An 11,780-nucleotide genomic window follows, 5' to 3' on the forward strand; every position below is an offset into this window, starting at 1 on the left:
AGTCTTTTTGGCTACGTGCTTTTTTAGCAATGCGCCTTTTTAGCTACGTGCCTTTGGACGAGGGATATGATAACCAAGTTACCAAAGTGGATACTATGGGGCGGGGCAGTATTGGCATTTAGTGCTGGTTGCGTGAATACGACAGCATTAATGGGGTTTGCCAATTTATCAGTGTCGCATGTCACGGGCAATGTAAGCTTGTTTGCAGCAGCTATCGCTTATTCAGACGCCCACAGTATTTTGTATATCGGAGCGCTACTATTGTCTTTTTTGTCAGGGGCAATATTAAGCGGTTTTGTCATTGGGCAGACATTCTTAACACTAGGCCGTCGTTACGGGCGTGCGCTATATTTTGAAGCAGCATTACTAATAGCTGCCTACTGGTTATATCAGCAGCATGACTATCTCGGACAATTGGCAGCAGCGATGGCCTGCGGATTACAAAACGCGATGGTAGCCACTTATAGTGGAGCAGTTATTCGCACAACTCATTTGACAGGACTGACATCCGATATGGGTGCAGCAATCGGTAACTGGCTTGCGGGTCGCTCCATTAGTAAGCCGACATTGGGCTTTCAGGCCGTTATTTGGTATTGTTTCTGCGGTGGCAGTACAGTGGGGGCTCTTTTGTTTGCCAAAGTTGGCTATGATGCGTTGCTTGTGCCCATCGCAATCGTTCTAACCGCAGCATTTATATATAACTATGTCTCCAATCACTTGCCAGAACAAAGAGAAACAAAACTAAAAAAGCGCTCATCATCATGACAAGCGCTTCTTATTTTTGCTGTTAATACTAGATAGCTGGCTTTATCTGCCGTTCTGCCATCTTTTATTTTGCGCCTTCTTCTTGATGATCTTCATGCTCATGCATACCTTGCATCATATCTAACGCTGAGTCGTCAGTACGCTGTTGATCTTCTTTGGTCAGACTATCTTGATTAATGTCTTTTGGCGCCATTTTTGTGGTTGCATCGGTTTTATTTGCATCTGTCATAGTGTCATTCCTCTTGTTTTTATTGATGATTATCTATCTAACCCTAAGATTATGTGGTATCGGTTTTTACTTGTATAGCCCCAAATGATGAATGTTTGAATGCTTTATGTAATTTTTATCAACCAAGGCGTCCATTTAAAGCAGTGAGAACAAAGTAGTGAGAGAGCTACTATTGACAAATCTCACAAAGTCGAGAGGTGATTATCATTAACGAATCAAACAGATATCCTAAAAAAACAAAATTAATCAAAATGTATTCATATATAAGTTATTCTGATATGATATTTTCGCGCGTAATGTTCGCTATATGAATATCATGATGTCTTACAATAAGTGTGTTGCAATAACTTTGACTTCATACTCACTTTGGATGCGATAAGGATAATTTATGTCAGAGAAAAAGCTGGATAGCCATATTCCTGATGATGGTAACGAGTATTTATTTACGGATACATTCCCAAAGGGAACGGGAAAAGGATTGATCGTGGTCGCCATTGCGGCAATCATTAGTTTTATTATTTACAGTGTATTGCCATTTGAGGTCAGTGCTAACAAAGGGCTAGCAATGCTGTTTTTTATCGGCGTGCTATGGCTCACTGAGGCGATACACGTCACAATCACTGCGATCTTGGTGGTTGTGGTTGGGACATTAATTGGCATTCCTGATTTTAATGCTGAAGTCGGTCTGCAAAGCTTTGCTAGTCCCATTATTTATCTCTTCTTTGGTGGTTTTGCCTTGGCGGCCGCGTTACATGTACAAAAGCTTGATAGAAAGATTGCGCTAAAAATTCTATCGTTGTCGGGCGGCAAGCTCAGTACAGCAGTATTTTTGATATTTGGTGTGACGGCATTCTTGTCCATGTGGATATCGAATACAGCGACAACGGCAATGATGCTCCCATTGGCACTCGGTATTTTAACGCAAGTTGATAGTAAAGAAGATCGCGGTACTTTTGTGTTTGTACTGCTTGGTATTGCTTATTCAGCAAGTTTGGGTGGTTTGGGCACGATTGTCGGCTCGCCACCAAATGCCATTGCTGCAAAAGCATTGGATATCGCATTTGTTGATTGGATGAAGTTTGGTATCCCAATGATGCTGATACTATTACCAGTACTGTTGGGTGCGATGTATTTGTATCTAAAGCCGAACCTAAACCGTACTATGCAGCTAGAGCAAGATGAAATCATTCCTTGGACCAAAACCCGCCTATTAACAATTACTGTTTTCATTGTCACGGCAGCTAGCTGGATGTTGTCTAAACAAATTGGGGCTGCAGTTGGTATCGAAGATACAGATGCCGTTGTCGCGTTGCTTGCAGCAGTGGCGGTCGTGAGCTTGGGTCTAGTTTCTTGGAAACAGGTATCAGACAACACGGATTGGGGCGTGCTCATGTTATTTGGTGGCGGTATTGCGCTATCAAATATTCTAAAAGTATCAGGTGCGTCATTAGTGTTAGGCGAGACGGTTGCTAATGGCTTACAAACAGCGCCACTATTGGTGGTGATGCTTGCAATCTCAGCCTTTATTATTTTCTTGACAGAGTTTGCATCAAATACGGCTTCAGCAGCGCTCTTAGTACCTGTGTTTGTGGCAATTGCCGAGCATATGGGTATACCGAGTGAGGTCTTAGTACTTATTATTGGTATCGGTGCGTCTTGTGCCTTTATGCTACCAGTTGCTACGCCGCCGAATGCTATTGTGTTTGGTACAGGTTTGATCAAGCAAACAGAGATGATACGTACAGGTGTCATCCTTAATATTATCTCTACTATCATCGTTGGGTGTTGGGCATACTTTTTCTTATTGTAGTTAAGTAGTTAAGTAGTTAAGTAGTTAAGTAGTTAAGTAGTTAAGTAGTTAAGTAGTTCATGTAGACACAGTCATATGTACAAATGCTAAAAACCCCAATGTTCAAGACAAATTGAACGTTGGGGTTTTTTATGGCTTATCATACGAGCTAACGGTATAGAATGTTTATTATTAACGTCATCTTATTAAATGGATTTGATCATATGACACAGTATTTATTGAAAGCAACTGTTCTCATAGTGCTAGGCGCAATTGCCGTGTTAATGGCATTTATAGCAAAATACTGGGCACCTGATCGTACCGTCGCTGAGCTAAAACAATGGCAACTACCCAACAGCGAATTTATAGACATACAAGGTATGCAGGCGCATGTAGTGCAGTCAGCTAACTGTTATAAAAATCGTGACAATGCAGCCGAAAAAAACCGACCCGAAACAATCGTTTTATTGCATGGTACATCGGCAAGTTTGCATACATGGGAGGGCTGGACCAAGGCGCTGTCTGATCAATACTGTGTCGTGAGCATGGATTTGCCAGGGTTTGGTTTGACAGGTCCTTATGTGGACGAGAGTACACAATATAGCAGCGAAAATTATGCGGCGTTTGTCATTGAAGTACTTAATCATTTGAAGCTGGACCGTGTCACGCTAGCCGGTAATTCATTGGGAGGCAAGGTAGCGTGGCGTACCGCTGCTTTGTATCCTGAGCGTGTCAATCGATTGATATTGGTAGATTCAGTTGGTTATCCAGCAACGCCCAAACATGTCCCTATTGGTTTTAAACTTGCTAAATATCCAATGATGTCACCAATTTTAAATCGTATCCTACCCAGAAGTGTCGTCGAGAAAAGCGTTTTAAGTGTGTATGCAGATAATAGCAAAGTAAACGATGCCTTGGTTGATAGATATTATGAATTGACTTTGCGCCAAGGTAATCGGCAGGCTTTGAGTCGTCGCCTAAATGATAGCGATGATGAGAGTGATCAAGCTCAAATAAAGCAGCTGGACATTCCGACTTTGATCTTATGGGGTGCAAAAGATGATCTTATTCCTGTAGAAAACGCCGCGTTATTTCATAGAGATATACGTAATAGTCAGCTTAAAATATTTGATAACTTAGGTCATGTACCGCACGAAGAAGATCCGTTAGCAACCGTTGACGTTGTAAAGCAGTTTTTGATTAGTGAGTCAGAAAATGGATAACTTAGAAAAGAAACAGATAACAACCATCGCTGCGATTTCAGATATTCATAGTAATGTCTACGCCCTTGAAGCTGTGCTTGCTGATATAAGATATCGAGATGTTGATCAGATTGTCAATCTTGGTGATATTTTATACGGGCCAATAGCACCTCATGCTACCTATGAGCTATTAATGGCAAATCGAGATGATATTATTACCATTAGAGGCAATCAGGATAGGCAGATTTATGAAGCTACTATGGCAGAAATTGCTAATAATCCAACCATGGGTTTTATTATCAAAGATCTCTCTAAAAAAGCGATTGAATGGATGCGGTCTTTACCATTTGATTTTCATGTAAGTGAGGATATATACCTCTGCCACGGTTCACCGTCCGATGACATGATATATTTACTAGAGGATATCGAAACGGGTCAACCAATAGTGCGTAATGATGCGACTATATTGGCGTTACTTGATGGTATTGATAATGATGTTATCTTATGTGGTCATACACACATCCCGCGAACAGTAGTACTGTCGTCAGGACAAACTATTGTGAATAGTGGTAGCGTTGGCTATCCAGCTTACGAAGATGATTTGCCTATTATTCATAAGATGCAAACTTATTCGCCTCATGCTAATTATGCTCTTATCAAGTGTATTGAGACTCAACAAGGTAAACATTGGCAAACAGAGCATGTCAAAGTGGCTTATAACCATGAGGCAGCAGCAAATATGGCTCTAAGAAACGGACGTGAAGATTGGGCATTTGCATTGAAGACGGGTAGAGTAGTTCCAGTATGACAGTACTTAAAAACATTCTATTCTAGCAATGATAGCATTACCTTTAGATTAACTATGGATTTTGATTTAATAGAGATTACGTAAAATGCTAACACTATATATGGTTCAACTGGGCGGTCGTCCTAAAGGCCGTCTGATTGAGCAACACGATATCTTCTTTGGTGTGGCCAGTCAGGTGAGTGACTTGATAGGAGATATCAATGAACATTGGCCTGAGATAAAAGATAAATGGCATATTGATTCATATCGAGCGATTACCAAAGTTAATGGTTACACTATCAAACTTATTGAGTCAGATGAGCAAGTAAGCAAAAATACTGACTTAAAGTTATTCTTTATCAATCTAGGTGGCTATCAGCAGGGCAGTTTTGAAGAATTTCATTACAAGCTACTTATCGTTGCACCTAACCAAGCTGACGCGATCAAACAAGCAAAAAAAAGTGATTTTTATAAGCAGTTTACTTTTAAAGATGAAACGTCACCTTTTAAAGCAGCTTCTCATATTGATGATAAGTTTGCAGTAGATATAGATGACATATATAACGTAAACGATCTTATCTCAAATGTTCAGCTTTCGATTGAGCCTATTAGTGATACAGATGAGTTAAATGCTAAAGAAGACAAAGAGTACGTCGGCTATCTAAGCATCAAGAATTTAAAGAAATTGGCGCTATAATAGGTTTGTCTAAAGCTTATAAAAGTAGATTTATATATACCTGATTAAATGAAATCAATGGATAGCTTAAGTTCGGATACGTTCTGTAATATGTGATAATTTCAGCATTATTGATACAAGAGCAATCAGGACTCGACTAACTTGAATCATACCCCAATTACCCCCATAATCTAACCACTTCTACATAATAAATAGCCTAAGTAAATATGCCCAATACTTCTAAGCCCAATATTCCTGAAAACAGCAATTCAGATACATCTACTGTAAATGAAACTCAAGATACTAAGAAGCCAGCAGTACCACTGGCAGATTTACCAGTTCTTGCTAAAGACAGCTATTACTTAAGCCGTCTTGAAAGAGAGCTGGCGAGTGCTGCTGTATCTAAAAATAAAAAATCTAATAATGGTTTTGAGCAAAAGAACAATTCAGATGATGTACTCGCCAAAAAACGTGCTCAGTACGAGAAAATAAAAACGCGTTCTCAAGAAGCTGTGCAGGCACGTATCGATAGTATTCCAAGTGATTTACCTGCCAAGCTAAATTTAGATCTGCCTGTTAGCCAACGTGCAGAAGACTTAGTACAAGCGATTATCGATAATCAAGTTATTATCGTTGCTGGTGAGACGGGTTCTGGTAAAACGACGCAGTTGCCTAAGCTTGCAATGCTAGCAGGGCGCGGTATTACAGGGCAGATAGGGCATACACAGCCAAGACGATTGGCTGCTCGTAGTGTGGCAAACCGTATCGCAGAAGAGTTGGGTGAGCCATTAGGTAATACCGTCAGTTTTAAGATTCGCTTTAATGAGCAAGGGACAGCGCAATCTATTGTAAAGCTCATGACGGATGGTATTCTGCTCGCTGAGTTGGGTCATGATCGGTTTTTGAGTAAGTACGATACGATTATTATCGATGAGGCGCATGAGCGTAGTTTAAACATCGATTTTATTATGGGTTATCTCAAAAAGATGCTGCCCAAGCGCCCAGATTTAAAAGTCATTATTACGTCAGCGACCCTTGATACTAAGCGCTTTAGTGAATACTTTAGCCGTTATGACAATAAGCTCAAACGGCAAGTCCCTGCGCCTATTTTTAATGTCGAAGGGCGTAGCTTTCCAGTAGAAGTCCGTTATCGTCCGTTGACAGATGAGCCAGTGAACAGCTCAGAAGATGACAGCTACGATGATTTTGAGGAGAACCTACCGCGTGCTGTGGTTGCTGCTGTTGAAGAGTGCTTTAGCGATGCGCAGAGTAAAGGTCACGCCGATCAAGCTGATATTTTGATATTTGCTGCGACTGAAGCAGAGATTCGTGAAACGCAAGAGGTGCTTGAGCGTCATGGCCCGCGCCATACCGAAGTGCTGCCACTATTTGCACGGCAGACTTACGAAGAGCAGCAGCGTATCTTTCAGCCATCGGGTCGAGGTCGCCGCATTGTTATCGCGACCAACGTTGCTGAGACTGCATTGACTGTGCCGGGTATTCGCTATGTGATCGACTTGGGTTTCGCGCGGATTTCGCGTTACTCGTATCGCTCGCGCGTACAGCGTTTACCGATTGAAGCAATTTCCCAAGCAGCGGCTAATCAGCGTAAAGGTCGCTGTGGCCGTGTCGCTCCAGGTGTTTGTATTCGTCTTTATAGTGAAGAAGATTTTAGTGGTCGCCCTGAATTTACTGAGCCTGAGATTTTACGCACCAATTTAGCGTCAGTAATCTTGCAAATGGCCAACCTACGTCTGGGTAGTGTGGATGACTTTGAGTTCATTGAGCCGCCTGATAGCCGATTGGTCACTGATGGTCATAAATTGCTAGATGAGTTGGGCGCTATTACTTCCAAGAAAGATACCGCTGCTCAGGACAAAGCCAACAAGCCAAAAGCGAGAAAAGGGCTTGACCATCTACGTTTGACAGCAACTGGTCAGAAAATGGCACGTATGCCAATTGACCCAAGGCTGGCACGTATGCTGGTGGCTGGTTCTGATTTTGATTGTATTCGTGAAATGCTGATCGTTGTGGCCGCGCTCGCTGTACAGGATCCACGCGAGCGGCCTGCCAATAAACGCACGCAAGCGGATCAAAAGCATGCGGTTTTCCGTCAAGACGACTCTGACTTTTTGTTTTATTTGAGTCTATGGAAGGCACTGTTTGAAAAAGATGAAGACGGCAATAAACTGTCTGGTAATCAGCGTAAGCAGTTTGCTAAGAAAAACTATTTAAGCTTCCCGCGTGTACGTGAATGGCATCAGACGCATCGTCAGTTGGTACAGATGGTCACTGAGCTGAAGTTAACGGATGTCAATGAGTCAAAAGCTGCTGATAAAAATGTGGCTGTTAATGATCCGACAGCGATCGAAGACGAAGAGTTAAAAGCGGTCAAATATGCCAATCTGCATAGAGCGTTGTTAACAGGATTGTTGTCTATCATCGCGCATAAGACTGAAAGCCGCGGTGAGTATTTGGCTGCGCGTCAGCAAAAGGCCAAGATATTCCCAGCTAGTACGGTGTTTAAACAAATACCACCTTGGGTGATGGCGTTTGAAATGGTGGAGACTTCACAAGTCTTTATGCGTACTGTTGCCAAAATTGAACCAGAATGGATTATCTCAGCAGCAGGTGATTTGCTGAAATATCATTACTTCGAACCACACTGGTCCAAGAAAACAGGACGCGTCAAAGCCTACGCACAGATTAGTCTGTTTGGACTGATTATTATTAGTAAACAGCTGACCAACTATGAGCAAGTCAATCTGGTTGAATCACGAGAGATATTTATCCGTGATGGCTTGGTAACTGGTAACTTTGGTCGCAATGCACCATTTTTGCAACATAACATGGATAAGATTGCTCATGTTGAGCGGATCGAAGACAAGCTGCGTCGCCGTGATTTGTTGGTGGATGAAGAGACGCTCTATCAGTTCTATGATAAGAAAATCCCTGAGCACGTTGCCAGTCGTAAAGCGTTTGAGGATTGGCGTGCAGAAGTCGAAAAGTATGATACTAAGCATCTATTCTTTACTGATGAAGACGTACTTAATAGCCAAGCGCCGACCACAGGGGACTTCCCAGAAGTGTGGAAGCTGGGCGATCTAAAGTTGCCGCTCCGTTATATCTTTGATCCAGCCAGCGATGATGATGGTGTGACCATACGTGTACCGCTTGCCGCATTACCGCAGCTAGACGCGATTGAGCTACTGTGGGGTGTGCCCGGTTGGCGCTATGAATTGGTATTGCAGCTGCTCAAGTCGCTACCAAAAGAGATACGTCGTCAAATCGTACCGATACCCAATACCGCAGACAGTTTGTTTGATGAGTTGCAGCCAAAGGGTGGACAAGGATTGCTGAAACAGCTATGTCAGGCATTGCATCGTCGCGGTATCATGTCGGTGACACCAGAGAACTTCAATCCATCTACGATTGATCGCTATTTGCAGCCACAAATCTGCGTGGTCGATGAGAAAAACCGTATCATCGAAAAAGGCCGTGATCTGCAAACCCTACAGATTCGTCATGCATCTGAGACCAGTCAAGCGGTAAATGAACAGCAAGGCGTGCATACTGAGTTTCCTGAGCATTTTGCTTTCAGCAAAAATCATCATAGTGCAGGTGTGGTGATGAAACAGTTTGCAGCGCTCGTCGCTGATGAAGCGGGAGAAGCTGTATCGATTCATCAATATACTGATGTCAATGCAGCACTTCAAGCACATCGTATCGGTGTATTGAGCTTAATTAAAAGCAAACTTGGTGCAAAGAAAAAGCAGCTAACGAGCCAAATCGACAGTATATTTAAACTGGCATTTGCGCCACTTGGCGACATGGATAAACTTAAAACGATCGTTATAGATGCTGCGTTAGACGCGGCTCTCGAAGAGCACTATGTCTTATTTGATCATTCTGAGAATTTACCAGAAAGCGCCGATGATATTGCAGTTGGATTGAGCGAGGAGCTACCGTTTACCTCTGAAGAGTATACCCAAACTCTCGAAGTGGTAGTCAATAACTTCTTATTAACTGGTCAAAGCGTTATTAAAACGCTTAAGAATGTTTACACTCGTTGGCAGCGTATTCGCCAAGGGTTGTTGATGTTAGATCGTGAGATATTTGGTGAGTCTATCGATGATATCGAAGATCAGTTAGAAGATTTACATTTGGCTGATTTTGTTTATCGGATGGATTACAGCCATTGGCAACAGTACCCACGCTATCTTGAAGCGCTACAGATTCGACTAGAGCGTCTGGAGCACAACCTCGATGCTGACCTCGATGGTGTTTACGCGCTTGACTTGCATATGGAGCGGCTAGCAGGACGTGCGGACAAAGAAGCCATCAGTGAGTATCGCTGGATGGTGGAAGAGTATCGTATTCAACTGTTTGCCCAGCCTATGAAAACTCGTATGGCAGTATCGCCCAAGCGTCTAAGCAAAATGTGGGACAAGGTGAGTTAGGCTAAATCTTAGTTTTGTATGGTACGTGGAGTAAGCACTATTACCACTTTAAAACTATAAGCAAGTTTAAATTTGCTTCCCTTAATCGTCTCTAACTGATCTAGAAATCTTAATTTATTAATAGTGTTACATGTAAATATCTTTTGGAGCATAAAAATAAATGGAATATCTCAGCTTTATTGATGAAAAGTTTGATGCTTCAATTACTTTGATATTATTGATGATTGTGCTTGTCTATATTGGAGTAACTAAATTTCCACATATTTTGGATGCTATTGACCGCTTAAAGTATGGAAAAATAGAACCTTTAGAGAAAGCATTGGAAAGTGAACATATAAATGAGCGTGCTAAAACCTCTTTCAAAATGTTACTTCAGCATAATTACTTTCAGAAATTAACTGGGTTAAGGGTGAGTCAGTTAGAAAGAGAGAAGTTAATAGAGTTACATATTTTATCAGAAGGAGAGATTAGCTACGAAGAAATACGTGACATCATGTTTTATATCGATTTTGATAAAGAGAAAGGTGGATTTGTTCTAAATAAATATTCCGAAAAACTAAATGGCTATACTAGGTCGATGTCCTATATGTACATATTAGGCGGTACAGCTTTTTTAATATTAGCTTATCTAAATACTCAGGAAATTGATGATTTTAACATTAGTCATCCTTATTTTTTACTTGTGGGGTTGCCAGCCTTATTTGCTTCTATAGTTCTTCTATACTCAGGCTTTGGTTCGTTAAATAACAATCGAAAAATAACAATGGCTCAAGATTTTATCAAGAAACAAAATCAAATTTTCATTAGACCTCTTGCAAAAGTAGTTATAAGACACAACGTATATTATTGAACGCTACTTACTTAATAGATATGCCAAACATAGATAAGCTATAGTAGATCTTTTATAAAAGTGGTACAGTAGTTTTAAAACAAGCGAAAAGTAAAAAGATTATGACTTATTCAGCAGACTTCCGTGCTCAAGTGATTAAAAGTGTTAAACAACAAGATATGAGTATCAGACAAGCTTGTGCATTTTATGATATTAGTAAGGCCACGCTACAGAATTGGCTCAAAGATCCTAGTATTAAACTCACTCGCAATAAACCACCCAGTAAAATACCTAACGAAGCTTTATTAAAAGATGTTGAACAGCATCCAGACGATTACATGTACGAGAGAGCACAGCGTTTTGGCTGTAGTAAGTCGGGCATCGAGGCCGCTTTAAAACGTCTTGGTATCAGTCAAAAAAAAGACCTTAGAGCATCTAAAAGCTTGCCCATTAAACAGAGCTAAATATCTAAGTAAACTGGGCGACTACATCGCTCAAGGCTATGCAATTGTATACATGGATGAGAGTGGCTTCGAGGCTGGGACCATCCGCTCTCATGGCTATGCGCCTATTGGTACCCCTTGCATCGATAGCTATAACTGGCAAGGTAAAAAACGCACCAATGTTATTGGTGCCTTATATGAAAAAGCGTTATTTGCACTTGATTACTTCGAAAAGAATATCAATGGCGACATATTCTACAACTGGTGCAAAAACACGCTAATACCAAGTCTTAAAATAAAATCCGTAATCGTCAGGGATAACGCCAGCTTTCATAAACGCGTTCAGAGATTACTCAACAGGCATGGTCATCGCTTGTTATTTCTACCGCCTTACAGCCCTGATTTAAACCCTATTGAAAAAAAATGGGCACAGGCTAAGTTTCTACGACAAGGGTGGATGGAGAATAATTTACCTAAGCTGTTTCATGATATGGGTTGTACCAATTTTATTCTGGATTGACTATACTCAAACAAAGTGACGCTGGTTTTAAACGCTACACAGGCATTCATAAAGCCACCTTTTATGACATGCTTGATGCC

10 protein-coding genes are annotated in these 11,780 nt (G+C 41.3%); 9 read left to right on the forward strand and 1 reads right to left on the reverse strand.

Features of this window, described 5'->3' with window-relative positions; translation table 11 throughout:
* Nucleotides 1-66 precede the first annotated feature (66 nt).
* A complete protein-coding gene (locus I3249_RS00935) occupies nucleotides 67-765 on the forward strand; it encodes a YoaK family protein (RefSeq protein ID WP_238068075.1) in 699 nt (232 codons plus the stop codon).
* Between the two features lie 64 nt (nucleotides 766-829).
* On the opposite strand, the gene I3249_RS00940 is transcribed toward I3249_RS00935, so the two are convergent.
* Entirely contained in the window at nucleotides 830-994 is a 165-nt protein-coding gene (locus tag I3249_RS00940) for a hypothetical protein (protein WP_238068076.1), read from the reverse strand.
* Between the two features lie 388 nt (nucleotides 995-1,382).
* On the opposite strand from I3249_RS00940, the gene I3249_RS00945 reads away from it, so the two are divergent.
* From I3249_RS00945 to I3249_RS00980, 8 genes are all read left to right on the forward strand, one after another.
* Entirely contained in the window at nucleotides 1,383-2,804 is a 1,422-nt protein-coding gene (locus tag I3249_RS00945) for a DASS family sodium-coupled anion symporter (protein WP_165596973.1), read from the forward strand.
* Between the two features lie 203 nt (nucleotides 2,805-3,007).
* Nucleotides 3,008-4,006 (forward strand): alpha/beta hydrolase, encoded by a 999-nt coding sequence (locus I3249_RS00950; protein WP_238068077.1) that lies wholly within the window; start codon nucleotides 3,008-3,010, stop codon nucleotides 4,004-4,006.
* Complete coding sequence (locus I3249_RS00955) at nucleotides 3,999-4,793, forward strand: metallophosphoesterase family protein (protein WP_238068078.1); 795 nt, start codon at nucleotides 3,999-4,001, stop codon at nucleotides 4,791-4,793. Before I3249_RS00950 ends, I3249_RS00955 begins: the two co-directional genes overlap by 8 nt.
* Before the next feature lie 85 nt (nucleotides 4,794-4,878).
* Complete coding sequence (locus tag I3249_RS00960) at nucleotides 4,879-5,469, forward strand: DUF1543 domain-containing protein (protein WP_238068079.1); 591 nt, start codon at nucleotides 4,879-4,881, stop codon at nucleotides 5,467-5,469.
* 206 nt (nucleotides 5,470-5,675) lie between these two features.
* Nucleotides 5,676-9,908 carry an ATP-dependent RNA helicase HrpA gene (gene hrpA, locus I3249_RS00965; RefSeq protein ID WP_238068080.1) on the forward strand — a complete coding sequence of 1,411 codons (4,233 nt, stop codon included), beginning with the start codon at nucleotides 5,676-5,678 and terminating at the stop codon, nucleotides 9,906-9,908.
* A 160-nt stretch (nucleotides 9,909-10,068) separates the two neighbouring features.
* Complete coding sequence (locus tag I3249_RS00970) at nucleotides 10,069-10,758, forward strand: hypothetical protein (RefSeq protein WP_238068081.1); 690 nt, start codon at nucleotides 10,069-10,071, stop codon at nucleotides 10,756-10,758.
* A 101-nt stretch (nucleotides 10,759-10,859) separates the two neighbouring features.
* Nucleotides 10,860-11,201: an IS630 transposase-related protein gene (locus tag I3249_RS00975; RefSeq protein WP_173239480.1), complete on the forward strand. Its 342-nt coding sequence runs from the start codon at nucleotides 10,860-10,862 to the stop codon at nucleotides 11,199-11,201.
* Nucleotides 11,202-11,253: 52 nt separating this feature from the next.
* Nucleotides 11,254-11,700, forward strand: a complete 447-nt coding sequence (locus I3249_RS00980; protein ID WP_238068082.1) for a transposase — start codon at nucleotides 11,254-11,256, stop codon at nucleotides 11,698-11,700.
* Nucleotides 11,701-11,780 lie beyond the last annotated feature (80 nt).

This window comes from Psychrobacter sp. Ps1 (assembly GCF_022129425.1).
In the GTDB taxonomy this organism is placed as follows: Bacteria; Pseudomonadota; Gammaproteobacteria; order Pseudomonadales; family Moraxellaceae; genus Psychrobacter.

Coding starts and splice junctions, on each gene's coding strand:
- hrpA (WP_238068080.1), top strand. CDS start 5,676: ATGCCCAATACTTCTAAGCCCAATATTCCTGAAAACAGCAATTCAGAT.
- I3249_RS00970 (WP_238068081.1), top strand. CDS start 10,069: ATGGAATATCTCAGCTTTATTGATGAAAAGTTTGATGCTTCAATTACT.
- I3249_RS00935 (WP_238068075.1), top strand. CDS start 67: ATGATAACCAAGTTACCAAAGTGGATACTATGGGGCGGGGCAGTATTG.
- I3249_RS00975 (WP_173239480.1), top strand. CDS start 10,860: ATGACTTATTCAGCAGACTTCCGTGCTCAAGTGATTAAAAGTGTTAAA.
- I3249_RS00980 (WP_238068082.1), top strand. CDS start 11,254: ATGGATGAGAGTGGCTTCGAGGCTGGGACCATCCGCTCTCATGGCTAT.
- I3249_RS00940 (WP_238068076.1), bottom strand. CDS start 994: ATGACAGATGCAAATAAAACCGATGCAACCACAAAAATGGCGCCAAAA.
- I3249_RS00960 (WP_238068079.1), top strand. CDS start 4,879: ATGCTAACACTATATATGGTTCAACTGGGCGGTCGTCCTAAAGGCCGT.
- I3249_RS00955 (WP_238068078.1), top strand. CDS start 3,999: ATGGATAACTTAGAAAAGAAACAGATAACAACCATCGCTGCGATTTCA.
- I3249_RS00950 (WP_238068077.1), top strand. CDS start 3,008: ATGACACAGTATTTATTGAAAGCAACTGTTCTCATAGTGCTAGGCGCA.
- I3249_RS00945 (WP_165596973.1), top strand. CDS start 1,383: ATGTCAGAGAAAAAGCTGGATAGCCATATTCCTGATGATGGTAACGAG.